This window comes from Epilithonimonas sp. KH_059, from assembly GCF_057838485.1.
In genome coordinates, this window is the sequence record NZ_CM174468.1 from 562,262 (window position 1) to 580,097 (window position 17,836).

Annotated in this window: 21 protein-coding genes; 12 read left to right on the top strand and 9 right to left on the bottom strand. The window is 40.6% G+C overall.

Features of this window, described 5'->3' with window-relative positions; all coding sequences use genetic code 11:
• Positions 1-11: 11 nt before the first annotated feature.
• Entirely contained in the window at positions 12-1,091 is a 1,080-nt protein-coding gene (gene gcvT / locus AC3IRX_RS02520) for a glycine cleavage system aminomethyltransferase GcvT (RefSeq protein ID WP_489210914.1), read from the top strand.
• A 94-nt stretch (positions 1,092-1,185) separates the two neighbouring features.
• On the opposite strand, the gene AC3IRX_RS02525 is transcribed toward gcvT, so the two are convergent.
• The 7 genes from AC3IRX_RS02525 to AC3IRX_RS02555 form a co-directional block, all read right to left on the bottom strand.
• On the bottom strand, positions 1,186-1,602 hold the full coding sequence (locus AC3IRX_RS02525) for an Hsp20/alpha crystallin family protein (RefSeq protein ID WP_489210915.1): 417 nt from the start codon (positions 1,600-1,602) through the stop codon (positions 1,186-1,188).
• A 171-nt stretch (positions 1,603-1,773) separates the two neighbouring features.
• A complete protein-coding gene (locus tag AC3IRX_RS02530) occupies positions 1,774-2,127 on the bottom strand; it encodes an arsenate reductase family protein (protein WP_489210916.1) in 354 nt (117 codons plus the stop codon).
• A gap of 121 nt (positions 2,128-2,248) precedes the next feature.
• A complete protein-coding gene (rny, locus tag AC3IRX_RS02535; RefSeq protein ID WP_489210917.1) occupies positions 2,249-3,820 on the bottom strand; it encodes a ribonuclease Y in 1,572 nt (523 codons plus the stop codon).
• Positions 3,821-4,045: 225 nt separating this feature from the next.
• Complete coding sequence (locus tag AC3IRX_RS02540) at positions 4,046-4,333, bottom strand: cell division protein ZapA (RefSeq protein ID WP_489210918.1); 288 nt, start codon at positions 4,331-4,333, stop codon at positions 4,046-4,048.
• On the bottom strand, positions 4,333-4,635 hold the full coding sequence (locus AC3IRX_RS02545) for a hypothetical protein (RefSeq protein WP_459083806.1): 303 nt from the start codon (positions 4,633-4,635) through the stop codon (positions 4,333-4,335). Before AC3IRX_RS02545 ends, AC3IRX_RS02540 begins: the two co-directional genes overlap by 1 nt.
• A gap of 186 nt (positions 4,636-4,821) precedes the next feature.
• Positions 4,822-5,541, bottom strand: a complete 720-nt coding sequence (gene ubiE / locus AC3IRX_RS02550; protein ID WP_489210919.1) for a bifunctional demethylmenaquinone methyltransferase/2-methoxy-6-polyprenyl-1,4-benzoquinol methylase UbiE — start codon at positions 5,539-5,541, stop codon at positions 4,822-4,824.
• 3 nt (positions 5,542-5,544) lie between these two features.
• Positions 5,545-6,114, bottom strand: coding sequence for a hypothetical protein (locus AC3IRX_RS02555; RefSeq protein ID WP_489210920.1), 570 nt, complete (start codon positions 6,112-6,114; stop codon positions 5,545-5,547).
• Positions 6,115-6,221: 107 nt separating this feature from the next.
• Between AC3IRX_RS02555 and AC3IRX_RS02560 the strand changes: the two genes are divergently transcribed.
• Both AC3IRX_RS02560 and AC3IRX_RS02565 read left to right on the top strand, forming a co-directional pair.
• Positions 6,222-7,289: a 3-oxoacyl-ACP synthase III family protein gene (locus AC3IRX_RS02560; protein WP_489210921.1), complete on the top strand. Its 1,068-nt coding sequence runs from the start codon at positions 6,222-6,224 to the stop codon at positions 7,287-7,289.
• Positions 7,290-7,373: 84 nt separating this feature from the next.
• Entirely contained in the window at positions 7,374-8,591 is a 1,218-nt protein-coding gene (locus AC3IRX_RS02565) for a metallophosphoesterase (protein ID WP_489210922.1), read from the top strand.
• A 113-nt stretch (positions 8,592-8,704) separates the two neighbouring features.
• Here AC3IRX_RS02565 and AC3IRX_RS02570 read toward each other — a convergent pair whose 3' ends face one another.
• Complete coding sequence (locus tag AC3IRX_RS02570) at positions 8,705-8,881, bottom strand: histone H1 (protein ID WP_489210923.1); 177 nt, start codon at positions 8,879-8,881, stop codon at positions 8,705-8,707.
• A 515-nt stretch (positions 8,882-9,396) separates the two neighbouring features.
• On the opposite strand from AC3IRX_RS02570, the gene AC3IRX_RS02575 reads away from it, so the two are divergent.
• Together AC3IRX_RS02575 and AC3IRX_RS02580 are read left to right on the top strand one after the other, a co-directional pair.
• A complete protein-coding gene (locus tag AC3IRX_RS02575) occupies positions 9,397-9,564 on the top strand; it encodes a phosphatidate cytidylyltransferase (RefSeq protein WP_489210924.1) in 168 nt (55 codons plus the stop codon).
• Positions 9,565-9,639: 75 nt separating this feature from the next.
• The gene (locus AC3IRX_RS02580; RefSeq protein WP_489210925.1) at positions 9,640-10,500 is read left to right on the top strand and encodes an SDR family oxidoreductase; all 861 of its coding nucleotides are present in this window, start codon (positions 9,640-9,642) and stop codon (positions 10,498-10,500) included.
• Between the two features lie 15 nt (positions 10,501-10,515).
• On the opposite strand, the gene AC3IRX_RS02585 is transcribed toward AC3IRX_RS02580, so the two are convergent.
• Positions 10,516-10,713, bottom strand: coding sequence for a hypothetical protein (locus AC3IRX_RS02585; RefSeq protein WP_489210926.1), 198 nt, complete (start codon positions 10,711-10,713; stop codon positions 10,516-10,518).
• A 544-nt stretch (positions 10,714-11,257) separates the two neighbouring features.
• On the opposite strand from AC3IRX_RS02585, the gene AC3IRX_RS02590 reads away from it, so the two are divergent.
• The 7 genes from AC3IRX_RS02590 to trpA are packed head-to-tail and all read left to right on the top strand — an operon-like array spanning position 11,258 to position 17,679.
• The gene (locus AC3IRX_RS02590) at positions 11,258-12,679 is read left to right on the top strand and encodes an anthranilate synthase component I family protein (protein ID WP_489210927.1); all 1,422 of its coding nucleotides are present in this window, start codon (positions 11,258-11,260) and stop codon (positions 12,677-12,679) included.
• 11 nt (positions 12,680-12,690) lie between these two features.
• On the top strand, positions 12,691-13,257 hold the full coding sequence (locus AC3IRX_RS02595; RefSeq protein ID WP_489210928.1) for an anthranilate synthase component II: 567 nt from the start codon (positions 12,691-12,693) through the stop codon (positions 13,255-13,257).
• A gap of 34 nt (positions 13,258-13,291) precedes the next feature.
• Complete coding sequence (gene trpD, locus AC3IRX_RS02600) at positions 13,292-14,278, top strand: anthranilate phosphoribosyltransferase (protein WP_489210929.1); 987 nt, start codon at positions 13,292-13,294, stop codon at positions 14,276-14,278.
• A gap of 11 nt (positions 14,279-14,289) precedes the next feature.
• Positions 14,290-15,063, top strand: a complete 774-nt coding sequence (gene trpC, locus AC3IRX_RS02605; RefSeq protein ID WP_489210930.1) for an indole-3-glycerol phosphate synthase TrpC — start codon at positions 14,290-14,292, stop codon at positions 15,061-15,063.
• 1 nt (position 15,064) lies between these two features.
• Complete coding sequence (locus AC3IRX_RS02610; protein WP_489210931.1) at positions 15,065-15,691, top strand: phosphoribosylanthranilate isomerase; 627 nt, start codon at positions 15,065-15,067, stop codon at positions 15,689-15,691.
• Positions 15,678-16,859, top strand: a complete 1,182-nt coding sequence (gene trpB, locus AC3IRX_RS02615; protein ID WP_489210932.1) for a tryptophan synthase subunit beta — start codon at positions 15,678-15,680, stop codon at positions 16,857-16,859. Before AC3IRX_RS02610 ends, trpB begins: the two co-directional genes overlap by 14 nt.
• A 37-nt stretch (positions 16,860-16,896) precedes the next feature.
• Entirely contained in the window at positions 16,897-17,679 is a 783-nt protein-coding gene (gene trpA / locus AC3IRX_RS02620) for a tryptophan synthase subunit alpha (RefSeq protein WP_489210933.1), read from the top strand.
• Positions 17,680-17,836 lie beyond the last annotated feature (157 nt).

Below are 17,836 nucleotides of genomic sequence, written 5' to 3' on the forward strand. Positions count from 1 at the left end.
AAATACTAAAAATGAAAAGAACTCCCCTATTTGACACCCATGTTTCGATTGGTGCGAAAATGGTTCCCTTTGCTGGATTTGAAATGCCTGTGCAATATTCGGGTCTTACCCAAGAACACTTTGCTGTAAGAGAAAGTGTGGGACTGTTTGATGTTTCTCACATGGGTCAATTTTTCGTGGAAGGAAAAGAGGCGAAAGACCTACTTCAAAAAGTAACCACGAACAATCTAGACCTTATTGAAAACGGAAAAGCGCAGTACACCTGTCTTCCGAATGCAGAAGGTGGAATTATAGACGATTTGATTGTCTATAAAATGAACGACGAAAAGTACTTTGTGGTGGTGAACGCTTCCAATATTGAAAAAGACTTTCAGCACATTCAATCGCACAATCAGTTTGAAGCGACTCTTACCAATGCTTCAGACCAGATGGCACTCATCGCCATCCAAGGACCTAAAGCAAAAGAGACGTTACAGAAAGTAACGGCCGTAGATCTCTCTGCGCTACCTTACTATAGTTTTACTGAGGGAGAAGTAGCGGGCATAAAAGACGTCATTATTTCGAATACAGGCTACACCGGAAGCGGTGGGTATGAACTTTATTTCCAAAACGAAGACGCAGTTGCTCTATGGACCGCTTTAAGCGAAGCAGGAAGCGAATTTGGAATCCTACCTTGCGGTCTAGGTGCTAGAGATACCCTAAGACTAGAAAAAGGGTTTTGCCTTTACGGAAACGACATTGACGATACCACTTCCCCATTAGAAGCCGGTCTAGGTTGGATTACAAAACTAGGCAAAGGAGATTTCGTGGCAAAAGACAAAATTGCAGAACTTAAAGCTAGTGGAGTTACTCGCAAACTCGTTGGTTTTGAAATGCAAGAAAAAGCGATCCCAAGACATGACTACCCTGTGGTTGACAAGGATGGGAATACCATTGGTAAAGTAACCTCAGGTACGATGTCTCCTATGAAAAAAGTAGGAATTGGACTGGCTTATGTAGAGATTGCCCATTCCAAAGTCGATTCTGAAATCTTTATTCAAATTCGAAACAAATCGGTAAGCGCGAAAGTGGTTAAAACTCCATTCGTTTAAAAGCTCTACACATACGAAACAAAGCTCGGATCCCTTTACAGAGATCCGAGCTTTTCAATTATTGATTTAATTTAATATGAAAAATGATTTGGCTTTATTTAATTTCGATTTGAGAAGCCTCAATTTTTGCAGGCTGTTTCTTTTCAATGGCAATAGATAGTATCCCATTTTCATAAGAAGCCTGAATATCCTCTTTCGTGGTGGATTTAGGAAGTGTGAAACTCCGTTTAAAGGATGCGTAAGTAAACTCTTGGAGTGTGTAACGCTCTTTGCTTAAATTTTCAGTTTCTTCCACTTCTCTTTCAATGGACAACTGTCCCTGCTTAAAATCAAGTTTAAAATCTTCTTTCTTAAGACCGGGTGCAGCCAATTGAATGGTGTACTGAGTATCGCTTTCCAAAATATTTACTTTCGGCATAGAGGACGCTCTCTTCACGCTACGTTCGCTCTCAAACCAATCTTTGGTGAAAAAATCGTCGAATAAAAAATGAGGTTTAGTAATGTTTGACATTTTATTTTGTTTTATGGGTTATTTCTTTCCGAATACACACAAATAAAAGGCCCTTTCGTATTTGGAGGCAAAATCGCCGTTTTTACGCTAATTTAATGCCATTTTGACTCAAAACTTAAACATCATCGATTTTAAATCAGTCATTTTGACCTATTTAGGATTAAACTTACCTTACTCTTTTTCAAAATAAGTATTTAAAGCTTCTAAATTAGCTTTGTCCGTCCCTACAAATACCTGTGAGTCCGAATCAAACACGGGACGCTTTAAAAAACTATAGTGATCCAATAGAAGCTCTTTAAAGTCCTTTTCTTTTAAAGTACTAAGGTCGAGCCCTCGAGCTTTAATTTGAGTGGATTTCCTACTAAACAAAGCCTCGTAAGATCCTACTTTCTTTTTAAGTTCTTCTAGTTCTTGTTTGGTGATCGGCTCGGACTTAATTTCCCTAAGCTTCCAATCCTTTAAATCGAGCGCTGACATAATGCGCTTGTTTGTACTGCACGTTTTTAAATAATAGACGGTCTTCATAGCTCAAAGATACGATAACGTTTTGCAAAAAGAAGGCTCCTTTCTTTTCCTTTGGAGAACCTACAAAAAAGCCACTTGATCATAAGATCAAGTGGCCTTCTGTAATGTTTTTCTTTAAACTTTATCTTGCGATGTTTACAGCTCGGGTTTCCCGAATCACAGTAACCCGCACCTGGCCTGGATAGGTCAGTTCGTTTTGGATTTTCTCTGAGATATCGTAAGAAAGCTGAGAAGCCACCTCGTCGTTTACCTTTCCACTTTCTACCATCACTCTAAGTTCACGACCCGCTTGAATCGCATAGGCGCTCGATACACCATCAAAACTAAGTGCAGCCGCTTCTAGATCTTTTAATCGTTGGATATAAGATTCTAGAACCTGACGTCTTGCTCCTGGTCTTGCTCCTGAGATCGCGTCAGCTACCTGAATGATTGGGGAAAGTAGAGAGACCATCTCGATTTCATCGTGGTGAGCTCCAATTGCGTTTACAACCTCTGCATTCTCTCCGTATTTCTCTGCCCATTGCATTCCTAATAGTGCGTGAGGAAGTTCGGATTCTTGTTCTGGAACTTTCCCGATGTCATGCAGCAAACCGGCACGTTTCGCTAGTTTCACATTTAATCCTAGTTCCGCCGCCATGGTAGCTGCAATATTGGCTACTTCACGCGAGTGCTGAAGAAGGTTCTGACCGTAAGAAGAACGATACTTCATACGTCCAATTATTTTCACAAGTTCAGGATGAAGACCATGGATTCCAAGCTCCATAATGGTACGCTTACCAATCTCAATGATTTCTTCCTCGATTTGTTTTTTGGTTTTCTCTACGACCTCCTCAATTCTGGCCGGGTGGATTCTTCCGTCCGTCACAAGCCTATGTAAGGACAATTTCGCAACTTCTCTTCTTACAGGATCGAAACATGAAAGTAGAATAGCCTCTGGGGTATCGTCTACAATAATCTCCACTCCTGTGGCTGCTTCTAAAGCTCTAATGTTACGCCCTTCTCTACCGATGATACGTCCTTTAATTTCATCCGATTCAATGTTGAATACAGACACCGAGTTTTCAATAGCCTGCTCCGTACCAATTCTTTGAATGGTTTGAATCACGATCTTTCTCGCTTCGTTTTTCGCATTTAACTGCGCCTCCTCCATAATTCCTTGCACGTGTGCGCGCGCTTTGGTCTTCGCTTCTGCTTTCAAGGCCTCTACAAGTTCTGTTTTTGCATCTTCTGCACTAAAGCCAGAGATTCTCTCTAAGATCTCCACTTTTTGCGCAGTGATGGCGTCTAGCTCCTGTTGCTTGCGATCAAGTACTTCGGTTTTTTTCGAGTAGTCATTGATTTGACGGTCTAAGTCTTTTTCTAATTTACCTGTTTTGTGTAAATCATCGTTTAGCTTTCCTTCTTTGTCTTTGATTCTCTTTTCAATCTCTTGCATCTTTTTTTCACGCCCCTGAATGTCTTGGTCGTGTTGAGACTTAAGTTCTAGAAATTTTTCTTTGGCTTGAAGTTGCTTTTCTTTCTTCACGGACTCCGCCTGCACCTTTGCCTTCTCGAGAAGATTCTCTGCATTTTTCCTTGCATCCTCTATAATGAACTTAGCTTTCGAGTTCAAGGCGCTTTTTGAGAATAAAATTCCCACAACCGCTCCCATCACCAGACAAACTAGGCCAATTCCCAATGTTAGTATATCCATAGTATTTTTAAAATTATAATGTTCTTAAAACCAAAAAAACCTACAATAGTCCACGGATTGAGAGTAAACTCCTAATCAACACGATTTGGACTGTTTTTTACGGTCTGTAATCCGCCCAGGGGGCGGCGCGCCATTCCGTAAACATTCGCCCGGTATTTATTTAGCGTTGAGTTTACCTTAAATGTGTTAGAACTATTGTAGGCAGTCTATTTGGAAATGAAAAATCTACATTTCCTTTTCGTCAAGCAAATCGCACATCTCTTTTACTTTCTGTGTCGAACTTGCTATATTTCTTTCGTTACTCTGTTGAAAAACTTCGGCGTTGGTTCCCATCTTTAGTGCGCACATGGCAAGAGCATCTTGCTTATCACGCACATCAAAACTGGCTTCAAAATCTTTAATCATCGTCTCAATCTGTTTACCTACCCGTCTTAGTGTTTCCTCCTCAGAAGAAGGCACATTTAGGGGGTAAGTTCTCCCGGCAATATTGATCGTAATTCGTCTTACTTCCATTATAAACCGCTATTTTGAAGTTGTGCAATACACTGGTCCACTTCTTTCACAAGGCGATTGATGTGATTTTTCATCAAACGATTGTGTTCGGGGTTGCCTGAGATTGCGGAATGAAGTTTTATCTTTTTATATTCTTCTGCTAATTCCTGATTTACTTTTCGTTCCGACTCGAAACGTAGCTTCAAATCCTCGTACTCTTTAGAAAGTGTCACATGGTGTTCACTTAGGGTCTGATAGTCTTTTTTGAGCATCAGAATCTTTTTTTCCAACAGCGAAAAATTGCTTTCTAAATCTTTGAGCATTTTCAGGTATCAATTCTAACTATTGCAAAAATATAAAAAATTAATAGGAATTAGTCATAATGAGCAGGCTATTTTAATCGGATTTAAAACAATTAGGAGGAAACCTTGAGATTTCCTCCTATAAGCTATATCAAATCAAGGCCTTACGAATTAAAAATTCGCCTCCTTAAATCGCACTCTTTAGGGCTATTTTGTCGCTTTGTAAATCGTTGCAATTCCTAGCGAGAGAGTCTTATATTCCACTTTAGAATACCCCGCTTCAAGAAGAACCGTTTTCATATTCTCTCCGTAGGGAAATGCATTCACGGAATCGGGAAGGTACGTATAGGCGCGGTTGTCCTTAGAGACAAGGCGGCCAATTAGCGGAAGAATGTTTTTGAAATAAAACATGTAGATAGGACCTAAAATTCCTTCTACTTTCGAGAATTCAAGTATGTAAGCACTGCTTCCCGGCTTAATGACACGTCGCATTTCGGAGAGCCCCTTTGGTAAATTCTCAAAGTTACGAACACCAAAAGCCACACTAAGCGCATCAAAACGATTGTCCTCAAATGCGAGGTCTTCTGCATCCCCTTTCTGCATGGAGATCTGCGAATCCAATCCTACTTTTTTGATTTTTTCAATCCCTACATTAAGCATTTGTTGAGAGAGGTCCATGCCTACGATTTGTGCTTTCGTGCCTTTGTGGACCGCAATGGCTAAATCCCCAGTTCCAGTGGCCACATCAAGCACCTCTTTCGGCTGGTCCTGACGCATCCACTTGACTAACTTTTCACGCCATAAAACATCAATTTTCATTGACAAAACATGGTTCAAAAGGTCGTATTTGGGAGCAATGTTATCAAACATGTCCTCCACTTGGTTTTTCTTACTCTCTTGAGAGTGGTAGGGGGTAACGTTTTTCAAAATTTAAAAATTGTAATAGTTCTTATAGTAATTTAAGAAGTCTTGTTTTCGGAAGATTTTTACGCGGCTTTCCACTTTGTCTATATTTTTAATCACATCGTCATACTCCTCATCAATGTTGTAATAAAAATCTTCGCTGTACAGGGAACTAAATTTTTTAGCGCCTCCGTAAAACAGTTTTCCATCAATTTGCGTTTGAGGAAGAGCCGCAATGAGAGAATCTTTATTTAAGTTGTAGCCATAGTACTGACGATGGATGTAATAATCGCTATGCGTAATATTCACCAGTCCGCGCACTTTATTCACCGTAAAAGTGGAATCATACATGAGCTTCTTTTCATGATTTTTCACCTCAATTCGGTTGGTACCCTTTTTAAGCTCAACATTCAAAAACTGTCCGGAGGTAAGAATCTTTTCCTCCGACCCATTAATTTTAAAATAAAAGGTGTCGGGCGTAGGATTGTCGACCAGATAGGTATTGGTTTTTGCCAAAAAGAAAAAATAAATTCCAAAAGCCACCGCAAAGGAGGCTAGGGCAAAAATGAGTCCGTAAAGAGCAGGTTTTTTTTTCATATCGAAGCTTAGCGCACTGCAAATTTAATAATAATTTTGATTCGCACTCGGATTGCGTATTAATTCTTAACTTTGCACCATTGAGAATTAACTAACCGTATAGCCTTATGCCAAACACCTTAATTGTAGGTACAGGAAGTTACCTTCCTAGTCGTGTGATTGACGGCAGTCACTTTAAAGACTCTGCCTTTTACGACGATAATTACGAGCCCATTACCAAACCCAACGAGGAGATTATTTCTAAATTCGTTGAGATTACTGAAATTGAAAGAAGGCGCTATATAGAAGATAACGAGGTTAATTCAGACATAGCCGCTAGGGCAGCCCAGATTGCCATTGACGATTCTAAAATTGACAAGGAAACCCTTGATTACGTCATAAGTGCGACGAACTTTGGAGACGTGGATCTTCATGGCCAACAAAGCTTTATGCCCTCGCTTTCCGCCATTATAAAGAACAAATTAGGAATCCAAAATCCGAAATGCATCAATTACGATATGATTTTCGGATGTCCAGGATGGATTGAGGCTTTAAATTTAGCAGACATTCTAATTAAATCTGGAAAAGCCAAAAACATTCTTGTGGTCGGATCTGAAACGCTTAGCCGCGTGACCGATCCTTACGATCGCAACAAAATGATTTTCGCGGATGGCGCCGGCGCCGTAGTCGTGACTGCTACCGAGGACGAAACCGTTGGAATCATCAATTCCAATACACTTTGTTTTAACGGAGAAGAAATTGAGTATTTAGAGAACTCTCACAGTCTTAACCCAGAGGCCGATCAAAACAAAAAATACATCCGCATGCGCGGTCGTAAAATCTACGAGTTTGCACTTACCCAAGTGCCTGCTGCGATGAAAAACACCATTGACGAGGCCGGATTAAGCATCGAAGACATTGACAAAATTCTTCTTCATCAGGCCAATGCCAAAATGGACCATGCCATTATTGCTCGCTTGTTTAAGCTTTATGGGCATTCGAAATACGAAGAAAGTGTCGCTCCCATGACCATTCAAGAATTCGGAAATTCTTCCGTCGCGACAGTTCCTACTATGCTCGATTTAATTCGAAAAGGAAACTTCAAGGGGCACGAACTAAAAGAAAATTCTTATCTACTTTTCGCTTCCGTAGGAGCGGGAATGAACATCAATGCAATTGTCTACAAATTGCCATAGGGTCATTCTATTGAAGACTTACCACATACAAACACAGACTTTCATTCCTAGTCTGTGTTTTTCGATTTTATATACTTAAAGCCCATGCAACGATTTTTATTACTTTTTACAATACTCTTCTTTGTTCTAGAGATCTATCTCTACCAAGCGGTCAGAACGGTAACTAATAGTTCGCTTGTCCGTGGCCTCTACATTGGAGTGTCCCTCAGTGTATACCTATATTTATTTTATCAATATTTCCTTTTTTCTCAAAAGAGCCTAAGTACGCTTCAGCTTCAAATAATAGTCACGCTCTTTCTAGCCATGCTGCTGCCTAAACTCTTAATTGCAGTCTATCTACTTATTGACGATGTACTGAGACTCGGAGAATTTTCCTATCGCTCACTTCACCCTTCCGCTGAGCTCTTTTATCCCGAAAGACGAAAGCTCCTTAGTTATATAGGAATCGCCAGTGCGGCTGCCCTTAGCTTGCTCTTCCTCGATGGAGTAATCAATGGAAAGTACCGACACCGCGTGAGAAAAGTGAAATTGAAATTTAAAAATCTACCGAAAGAATTTCAGGGGTATCGCATTGTGCAAATCTCCGATTTGCATTCTGGAAGTTTTTTAAATCCTGATAAATTAAGACCCGCTTTTGAACTCATCAATGCTCAAAAGCCCGATCTTATTCTCTTCACCGGAGACGCGGTTAACAATTTAGCAAGTGAATTTGAACCCTTCAAAGTCCTATTCCAATCGCTTCGTGCGACGGATGGACTCTATTCTGTTTTAGGAAATCACGACTATGGACAATACCATCAGTGGAACTCAAAACAGGAGGAAAAAGAAAATCTTGAGCGTCTGATCCAAGACCAGCAGGAAGCAGGACTTGTTCTTTTGCGCAATGAAAATCGAGAAATTAAAAGAGGAGACTCTTCCCTCTATTTACTGGGTGTCGAAAACTGGGGTGAAAAGCCTTTTCCTCAATTAGGAGATTTAGATTTAGCTGCAAAAGGAGTGCCTTTTGAAAGCTTTAAAATACTTATGAGTCACGATCCCACACACTTTGATCATGTGGTGCAGTCCCACCCCTCCAATGTACAATTAACCCTTTCGGGTCATACCCACGGAATGCAATTTGGTCTGGACTTAAAGAACCTCAAATGGTCTCCTGTCCAGTTCCGTTATAAAAAATGGGCAGACCTTTACCAAGTAGGAAGTAAGTACTTGTATGTGAACCGAGGGTTTGGTGTAATTGGCTATCCTGGAAGAGTAGGAATCAATCCAGAGATCACTCTTTTTGAACTATCGAAATCCGAATAACCTCGCTTTTTTTTCGAAAAAACACCCTCGTGGTAGAATCTGCGAGTTTTTCAAAACAAAAAGACTTCTGAAAATCCTCAGAAGTCTGTAAATTAATATATCCAAATCTAGATTTATTTCTTAGATTCTTCTACAGAAACTTTTCTAAAATCTTTGAATAATTTGCTTAGTTCTAAAGCGGATTTTCTAGCTCTAGTTCCCGCTGCTTTGTTTCCTTTCTCAGCTTGTTGTTCAGCCTCTTTTGTAAAAGCCTCAAATTCTTCGTTGATTTTTGCAATCAGTTCTTTCATAATGGGTTTAATTTAAAGGTTAATTAGACTTGCAAATATAAAATAATTTCTGACCAACGCACTATTCGTAGGATAAAAACTTACAGTCCATCGGCATTCACGCTTAAATATTCACAAATTTTTAGGAAAATGGCGAAGTCAAAAGCATAGTTTCTTTTTAAATCCGCTTTTGAGAAAAGACACGCTTTATCCTATCCTACACTCTTGGAATGGGAAAATGTACTCTTCAATTCTTTCTAAGAATTGAATTCTTAGTACGATTTTCATAGCTTCATTTTTCTTTTTTTTGGCAAAATTGCCACAAAACACTATCACCACCCTCTGCATTAAAGTATCCCTTCTTGACTCCGCTCGACCAGAGTAAGCTGATATTTTGCTTTCCAAACGGACCTCCTCGATCGTGCAAAACTCTTGCTCCTTATTGTACTTGTAATTTTGTAACCTTTCCATTCTCAGACTGTAAGAAAATTCTACAGGGAAATTTTAAATTTGTAGTATAACCAATTTAACGCACTATGAAAAATTTAAAACTCTTTAGTTTCTTTTCTGTACTTCTTCTTTCCTTAAGCAGCTGCGCTGCCGTGGAAACCGTTTTCAAAGCGGGCTTGTGGTGGGGAATCCTTGTGGTAGTGGGAGTCATCGCTCTATTATTCTGGCTCTTTACTCGTGGAAGAAACAAATAAAACAAAAAGTAGGTTTAGCCTACTTTTTTTGGTTTAACACCTACTAAAATCTGTTTAATTCAAAGCTTTAAGAGTATGCAAAAGAAAGAAAGCCGTAAAATACGCCCCCTACAAAAACAGGCAAAGCCTGGAAAAGAAAGTAAATTACAACCCAAAGCAAAATCAAAACCCCTAGAGAACACGGCGAAAAGTCTAAAAGGCAAAGTCGCTCTCATCACTGGGGCAGATAGCGGCATTGGCAAAGCCACTGCCCTTCTGTTTGCTCAGCAAGGTGCCGACATTGCAATTGCTTATCTCTCCGAAACGAGCGATGCGAAAGAAACGCAAAAAGAAATTAAAAAATTAAATCAAAAATGCATCCTAATCAAAGGAGATCTAGGACGTGAGGCGCATTGTAAAAAGGTGATTTCAAAAACTTTAGACACTTTTGGTAAAATAGACATTCTAATTAACAATGCAGGCAATCATTGGGAAGCAAATAGTCTAGAAGACATTTCTAGTGAGCAGCTTCTTAAGACTTTTCACTCCAATGTTTTCTCTGTGTTTTGGATCACAAAATATGCGCTTCCTGCCCTGAAAAAAGGAAGTTGCATTATCAACACTACCTCGGTCACAGCCTATCGGGGAAGCGATCATTTAATGGATTATGCTGCGACCAAAGGTGCCGTTTTATCGTTTACCCGCAGTCTTTCTGCTAATTTAGTAAGTAAAGGCATTCGAGTCAATGCAGTAGCTCCGGGTCCTATTTGGACTCCCCTAATTGCCTCTACCTTTTCTAAAAAGGAAATCTCTGAATTTGGAAGTGACACGCCTATGCAAAGGGCAGGTCAACCAAGCGAAGTGGCCAATTGTTTCTTATTCTTAGCCTCTGAGGCCTCCTCCTACATGACGGGTCAAGTGCTTCATCCAAACGGAGGGGAAATTGTAAACGGTTAATAAACTACCGATGGGCTAAATCGAAGAAAAGAAGACTTGACTCGAAAGAAGTGCCACGTCTTTTCCTTGGCTTAAATCTTCAAACAGTTCTGGAAATATGGCACTGAGGACGAAGTAGAACAGAATGAGTCCCACAATAATGGCAAGGGCAATTAAGTAACCGGAGGGCGGAGAGTTTTTGCTTTTTTGTGTGTGTTTGTTGGTTGGTTCCATAACATGAAATTTGAATTACTACGAAGGTCTACAGATTCCAGTACCTATCTCTTATAGGTTACGGGAAAATTTTAATACAATTTAAAGCAGTAGGTATTTTGATTTTGACAATCGCATACCCTGCTCATTTTCCTTGCGGGCAGGCTGCATAAAATTCGACATCGTTTCAAAACTCTGCTTAAACGAGCTCTATGTGCCTCTCCATCCAATGAAAAAATTAAATTCCTCACTAAATCTGTGAACAAACTCTACTCTACCCATTTTCAATAAGTTACATAAAAATAATCCACCTGAATATTTCTCTTCTTCTTGCAAAATCCTACGTCATTTGAATTTTTTTTTCACTTTTTCTTGGAGATTCAAAATTCCTCTCTATATTTGCTCCAATGAATAGCAACAAAAATACAAACTGGTGGTGGCCTCAAAACTTTCAAAGTCTTGAGCCTTATTCTTTTGTGTAAAAACTACAGTTAATCCAAAATACTAAGAAGACTTTGACGTAATGTGAAAGTCTTTTTTTTTATGCCTAATCCCCCAAAACCCAATGAAATTCACTCAGAAAACAAACCTTCAAACCCATGTAAAATCCCAACTAGGCGATCTTTACACCCCCATTGGAATTTATCTACGTCTTCGCGACCAATTTCGAGACACGGTCCTTTTGGAAAGTGCAGGAAACCAAAATGCAGAAAATAATTTTTCCTTTCTCGCTGTAAATGCCATTGCAGGAATTGAAATTAAAAACAGTCAAGAGGCCCATGTAAAACTCCCCCTTCAAAGTCCTCAGGTCCTTTCCATAGAGTCTGAGCCTCTAACCGATATTCTCCAAGCCTTTTCAAAAGTCTTTCAGTACGAAGAGCCCAATCTAGACATTGGCAAATCAGCACAGGGTTTCTTTGGCTACACCTCGTACGATGCCATCCCTTTCTTTGAATCGATTTCGTTTAAACCGAGAGAAGCTCAGAATAGCATTCCACTTCTTCGCTACCGTTTGTACCAATACGTGATTGCAATTAACCATCACACGGACGAAATGTTTTTAATTGAGAATAAAATGGAAGGATTAAAGTCAGAATTGTCCTTACTCGAAAATTTAATCCAGCAAAAAAACGCACCGGTTTTCCCTTTTGAGAAAAGCGGTGAGGAGCAGTCCAGTCTAACCGATAAGGAGTACCTCTCTTTAGTGGAAACGGCTAAAGACCATTGTTACAAAGGCGACGTGTTTCAATTGGTATTAAGCAGACGATTTACACAAAAATTTCAGGGAGATGAATTCAATGTGTACCGCGCTTTGCGCAGCATAAACCCCTCTCCTTATTTATTTTACTTTGATTATGGGGATTATAAACTCATGGGCTCGAGTCCAGAGAGCCAACTCATTATCAAGGACCACAAGGCAACCATTCACCCGATTGCTGGCACCTTCAAACGAACAGGAACAATGAAAGAGGATCTAGAAGCTGCAGAGCGACTTCTAAAAGACACCAAAGAAAATGCAGAACACACCATGTTAGTGGATTTAGCTCGAAACGATTTAAGCATTCTTGGAAAAAACACCACGGTCACAAAACTGAAAGAAATCCAATTTTTTTCGCATGTGATTCACATGGTTTCTGAAGTCACCGCAGAACTCTCAAAAGATCAAAATCCCTACGAAATGGTGGCCACCACATTTCCACAGGGCACCCTAAGTGGAGCTCCAAAATACCGAGCCATGCAACTGATTGATCGCTACGAAAAAACAGCCCGAAGTTTCTATGGTGGATGCATTGGGTTCATCGGATTTGATGGCAGCTGCAATCAGGCCATTATGATTCGAAGTTTTTTGAGTCAGAACAACACCCTTATTTATCAGGCAGGAGCAGGAATCGTGGCGAAATCAAGCGCCCAGGATGAACTACAGGAAGTAAATAGCAAACTAGGAGCCTTGAAAAAGGCTCTTACAAAGGCAGAAAAACTAGTTTAAAAGAAAAAGACATGAGAATAGTAGTGATAGACAATTACGACAGTTTTACCTATAATTTGGTTCAAATGCTTGAACAAATCTCGCGTAAGAAAGTGGAGGTTTTTAGAAACGACCAAATTCCCTTAGAAGACCTTGAGAAATACGATAAAATCATTCTTTCTCCTGGACCGGGCGTACCGAAGGAAGCAGGGAATTTGATTGATGTGATAAAAACCTATGCTCCTTCAAAATCCATTCTCGGAGTATGTTTAGGGCAGCAGGCAATTGCTGAGGCCTTCGGCGGTCACTTAGTTAATCTCACTGAGATATTTCATGGCGTTTCTACGGAAGTTATTCAGATCAAAGAGCATCGGCTACTTAGCGGACTTCCCAAATCGATTTCCGTAGGACGCTACCATTCTTGGGCTGTCGATCCCAAGAATCTCCCGGAAGAACTTGAAATCACAAGTGTGGACAGCAGCGGAATCCCAATGAGCTTAAAACACAAAACGTACGATCTGCATGCCGTTCAATACCATCCTGAGAGCATATTAACCCCTGACGGAAGGAAGATTCTAGAGAATTTCCTTACGAACTAGGCTTATCCTTTACCCTAACTTTTAGTCTCAACCCATGAAACAGATATTACAATACTTACTCAATCACAATACGCTCTCCAAAGCGGAAGCAAAATCGATTCTCCTTGAAATCTCCCTCAACAAGTTCAATGAAAACGAAGTCACGGCTTTTGTTACGATTTTTTTAATGCGATCGATCACGCTTGAAGAACTTGAAGGTTTCCGTGAAGCGCTGCTCCTACTCTCTGTACCAATCGAGCTCGAATCCGACGATTTGGTCGACATTGTAGGAACAGGCGGTGATGGAAAAAACACGTTCAACATTTCTACCCTTGCGAGTTTTGTCGTGGCAGGTACGGGACAAAAAGTGGCCAAGCATGGGAACTACGGAGTTTCTACAGTTTCGGGTTCTTCCAATGTTCTCGAAGAACTGGGCTACCAATTTAAAAGCGATTCTGAGGGGCTAAACGCAGATTTAAACAGAGCAAACATTTGCTTTATTCATGCTCCACTCTTTCATCCTACACTCAAAAAAGTGGCTCCCTTACGGAAAGGACTTGGACTAAGAACCTTTTTCAATGTGTTAGGTCCCCTGGTCAATCCTGCGCAGCCAAAACATACCCTCATTGGCGTATACAGTCTAGAAATTGCAAGGCTCTATCAATATCTATTGCAGAAAAAAAAGCTGAATTTTCTTTTGGTTCATGCTCTCGATGGGTACGATGAGATTTCTCTCACCTCCGACACCAAACTGTTTGACAGATCTGGGGAGTCTATTTTAAGCGCTGAGGAGTTTTCTTTTACAACCCTAAAACCCGAGACCCTTTTTGGAGGCCACACCAAGAAAGAGGCCGCTGAACTTTTCAAAAACATTCTAGAAGGCAGTGGCAGTTATGAGCAAAATGCCGTGGTGCTTGCCAATGCTGCAATGGCCTTAAAAAACACGCACAAATATGGGGATTATGAAACCTGTCTCAGCTTAGCAAAGGATAGTTTAGAAGGAGGCAAAGCGCTTCAGAGTTTCAAGAATCTTTTAAATTAAATCAGAGTACCATGACCCTACTTGAACAAATTGTCGAACGAAAAAAAACAGAAATTGCGGAGGCAAAAAAAAGAGTTTCTCTCTCTCAGCTGAAGGATTCTCCCTTTTTCTCACGCGAGAAAATCTCCCTTAAAAAAACACTCAAATCGAAATCTGGAATTGTTGCAGAATTCAAAAGAAAATCGCCAAGCAAAGGACTTATTAATTCGCATGCGAAGATCTTGGAAGTTGCCCCTCAGTATGAAAGAAGTGGAGCAAGCGCTATTTCCGTTCTAACGGATACAGAATTCTTTGGAGGAAGTTTTGAGGACATCCAATCTATACGCCCTGAGATACAAATCCCCATTCTAAGGAAAGATTTCATTCTAGACCCCTATCAGATTTTTGAGACTAAAGCTCTTGGTGCGGATCTAATTCTTTTAATTGCATCGTGCCTTTCCCCAAGTCAAGTGGATGAATTCACAGCCCTATCGCATGAACTGGGATTAGAAGTCCTTCTTGAAATCCATACTGAGCAAGAACTGAATCACCTGAACAAAGACATCGACCTTATAGGTATCAACAACCGCAACTTAAACGATTTCAAAGTAGACCTTGAGCATTCTATAAGGCTTAAAGACAGCATCCCCAAAGGCATTTTGTCCATTGCGGAAAGTGGTATAAGCAGCCGCGAGGATTATCTGTTTTTAAAGCAGAAAGGATTTGACGGCTTTTTGATGGGAGAATACTTTATGAAACATTCGAGTCCAGGTCTTGCCTTTCAAGAATTTGTAAATCCGATTTGATATGAAACTAAAAGTCTGTGGTCTTACACAAATCTCTCAAATTCACGAATTAGAAGAAATGAAAGTCGATTTCCTTGGCTTTATCTTCTATGAGCCGTCGCCTCGTTACGTTTTAAACCTTCTAACATTGCAGGAGATTGCAGAAGTAAATCATGCTGCAAAAGTGGGTGTGTTTGTAAATGAAACTGTCGAGAGAATCACTCAGGTTGCTATGGAGGCCAGGCTTCATTTCGTTCAGCTCCACGGAGATGAAAACAAAGCTTATATACAGGAGCTCAGAGAAGGTCTATCCCCGGGCACTCAAATCGTAAAGGCCATTCGAATCTCCGAGGAAGAACCCTTTTTGCAAACCCAATTAAATGAGCTTTCGCCACTCGTGGACCACTTTCTATTTGATACGGATTCCAAACATTTTGGAGGCACAGGAAAAAGATTCGATTGGCAGATTCTAAACAAACTAACCCTTACAAAACCCTACTTTTTAAGCGGAGGAATTTCGCCAGAGAACCAAAGGGAGTTAGGGATATTAGATTCTATGCCCTTTGCACTTGACATCAATTCAAAATTTGAAACAAAACCAGGGTTCAAAGACCTTGATAAAATTAAAAAATTTTATGAAAACTTATAAAAACCCAGACCCCGAAGGTTACTACGGTGAATTTGGAGGCGCCTTCATTCCTGAGATGCTTTATCCGAACGTAGAGGAACTAAAGAACCGATATTTAGAAATCATGGAGTCTAAAGAATTCCAAGACGAATACCAAGAATTACTAAAGGACTATGTAGGCAGAGCTACTCCCCTTTATTATGCTCGAAATTTAAGTGACAAATACCAGACTCAAATCTACCTTAAGCGAGAGGATTTAAACCACACCGGGGCGCATAAAATCAACAATGCACTTGGGCAAGCTTTGCTTGCAAAAAAGCTTGGTAAAAAAAGGATTATTGCAGAAACCGGCGCTGGCCAACACGGCGTGGCCACGGCCACAGCTTGCGCATTACTAGGATTAGAATGCATCGTGTACATGGGAGAAGTGGATATGCAGAGGCAGGCCCCCAATGTCGCTCGTATGAAAATGCTCGGCGCAACTGTGTCGCCAGCCACTTCCGGTTCAAAAACCTTAAAAGATGCCGTCAACGAAGCGCTTCGGGATTGGATAAACCACCCAACCACCACGCACTACATTATCGGAAGTGTCGTAGGACCTCATCCCTTCCCCGATCTCGTGGCGCGCTTTCAAAGCGTCATCTCCAAAGAAATAAAGTCCCAACTTAAGCAAAAAACAGGACGTGAAACTCCCGATTATCTGATTGCTTGCGTGGGAGGAGGGAGTAATGCAGCGGGAACCTTTTATCATTTTGTCGACGAAAAAGAGGTAAACTTAATTGCCGTGGAAGCGGCGGGCCTAGGCGCCGACTCAGGCCAATCCGCAGCGACGACTGCTTTAGGAACTTTAGGCGTTTTGCATGGCAGCAAAAGTCTCGTAATGCAAACGGGCGATGGGCAAGTGATTGAGCCCTATTCTATTTCTGCAGGACTCGATTACCCAGGAATCGGACCTTTTCACGCCCATCTTTTCAAAGAAAAACGCGCGCAGTTTTACGGATGTACCGATGAGGAGGCTCTAGAGGCAGCCTTTGAACTAACAAAACTAGAAGGCATCATTCCTGCTCTTGAGAGCGCTCATGCCTTAGCGGTTTTAGGAAAGATAAAATTTAAGAAAACAGATACCATCGTAGTTTGTCTTTCTGGACGCGGGGACAAAGACATGGAAACCTATCTGAAACACCTTTAATCTTATTAGAATCAATTGCCACCACAAATACAAACCCATGACGACAACCGATAAAGACCTAAACAGCCACGAGATTACTACGGGAACGAAACAACTGAATCTCTATTTTACAGCAGGAATTCCGCAATTACAAGATACAACCTCAATTCTAAAACTTCTTCAAGACTCGGGAGCTGATCGGGTGGAAATTGGAATGCCCTATTCCGATCCCGTCGCAGACGGACCGGTTATTCAAAAAGCGCATGAACTCGCCTTAAAAAACGGAATGACGATTCAAATTCTTTTAGATCAATTAAAATCTGTGAAAGAGCAAATCCATATCCCCATCGTATTAATGGGCTATATCAACCCTGTTTTAAGTTTTGGTTTTGAACGCTTTTGCCAGCAATGTGAAGAATCCGGCGTTACAGGACTCATCATCCCAGATTTACCTGCCATTGAATTCGAAAGGACTTACCGTCAGTTGATCGAGAAATACGGTTTGAATTTTTCCTTCCTCGTCACTCCTGAAACACCAGTGGAGCGAATCCAATATTTGGATTCACTTAGTTCTGGTTTTTTGTATGCCGTTTCTAGTTCTTCCACTACAGGAAATTCCACTAAAAACGTAACTAGCGAACCCTATTTGAAAACCCTTGCGAGTTTAGATTTGAAGAATCCTGTGATGATTGGATTTGGAATCCAATCCCAAGTGGATTTTCAAAAAGCAACCCGATTTTCTCAAGGAGGAATCATTGGGACTGCGCTTGTTAAAATCCTCCTTGAAAAAGACAATTGGAAAGACAAGGCCAGGCGATTTGTTCGCAGCATTAAAGAATAAAGAATCTCTAGCTGTCCTATTAATTTGAGTTCAAATGGAAATAAGCCGATCTTTTTCTAACTGCTTAGAACTTCAGGTTCCTATTTTCATAAAGTTTTAGAACGAATGTATTCTGCGTCAAGATTTTGGAACAATACTTGTTCTTAAAAAATACGAA

Excerpts from the sequence above, each read along its gene's own strand:
- gcvT (WP_489210914.1), top strand. The coding sequence starts at position 12 with ATGAAAAGAACTCCCCTATTTGACACCCATGTTTCGATTGGTGCGAAA.
- AC3IRX_RS02525 (WP_489210915.1), bottom strand. The coding sequence starts at position 1,602 with ATGTCAAACATTACTAAACCTCATTTTTTATTCGACGATTTTTTCACC.
- AC3IRX_RS02530 (WP_489210916.1), bottom strand. The coding sequence starts at position 2,127 with ATGAAGACCGTCTATTATTTAAAAACGTGCAGTACAAACAAGCGCATT.
- rny (WP_489210917.1), bottom strand. The coding sequence starts at position 3,820 with ATGGATATACTAACATTGGGAATTGGCCTAGTTTGTCTGGTGATGGGA.
- AC3IRX_RS02540 (WP_489210918.1), bottom strand. The coding sequence starts at position 4,333 with ATGGAAGTAAGACGAATTACGATCAATATTGCCGGGAGAACTTACCCC.
- AC3IRX_RS02545 (WP_459083806.1), bottom strand. The coding sequence starts at position 4,635 with ATGCTCAAAGATTTAGAAAGCAATTTTTCGCTGTTGGAAAAAAAGATT.
- AC3IRX_RS02555 (WP_489210920.1), bottom strand. The coding sequence starts at position 6,114 with ATGAAAAAAAAACCTGCTCTTTACGGACTCATTTTTGCCCTAGCCTCC.
- AC3IRX_RS02560 (WP_489210921.1), top strand. The coding sequence starts at position 6,222 with ATGCCAAACACCTTAATTGTAGGTACAGGAAGTTACCTTCCTAGTCGT.
- AC3IRX_RS02565 (WP_489210922.1), top strand. The coding sequence starts at position 7,374 with ATGCAACGATTTTTATTACTTTTTACAATACTCTTCTTTGTTCTAGAG.
- AC3IRX_RS02570 (WP_489210923.1), bottom strand. The coding sequence starts at position 8,881 with ATGAAAGAACTGATTGCAAAAATCAACGAAGAATTTGAGGCTTTTACA.
- AC3IRX_RS02575 (WP_489210924.1), top strand. The coding sequence starts at position 9,397 with ATGAAAAATTTAAAACTCTTTAGTTTCTTTTCTGTACTTCTTCTTTCC.
- AC3IRX_RS02580 (WP_489210925.1), top strand. The coding sequence starts at position 9,640 with ATGCAAAAGAAAGAAAGCCGTAAAATACGCCCCCTACAAAAACAGGCA.
- AC3IRX_RS02585 (WP_489210926.1), bottom strand. The coding sequence starts at position 10,713 with ATGGAACCAACCAACAAACACACACAAAAAAGCAAAAACTCTCCGCCC.
- AC3IRX_RS02590 (WP_489210927.1), top strand. The coding sequence starts at position 11,258 with ATGAAATTCACTCAGAAAACAAACCTTCAAACCCATGTAAAATCCCAA.
- AC3IRX_RS02595 (WP_489210928.1), top strand. The coding sequence starts at position 12,691 with ATGAGAATAGTAGTGATAGACAATTACGACAGTTTTACCTATAATTTG.
- trpD (WP_489210929.1), top strand. The coding sequence starts at position 13,292 with ATGAAACAGATATTACAATACTTACTCAATCACAATACGCTCTCCAAA.
- trpC (WP_489210930.1), top strand. The coding sequence starts at position 14,290 with ATGACCCTACTTGAACAAATTGTCGAACGAAAAAAAACAGAAATTGCG.
- AC3IRX_RS02610 (WP_489210931.1), top strand. The coding sequence starts at position 15,065 with ATGAAACTAAAAGTCTGTGGTCTTACACAAATCTCTCAAATTCACGAA.
- trpB (WP_489210932.1), top strand. The coding sequence starts at position 15,678 with ATGAAAACTTATAAAAACCCAGACCCCGAAGGTTACTACGGTGAATTT.
- trpA (WP_489210933.1), top strand. The coding sequence starts at position 16,897 with ATGACGACAACCGATAAAGACCTAAACAGCCACGAGATTACTACGGGA.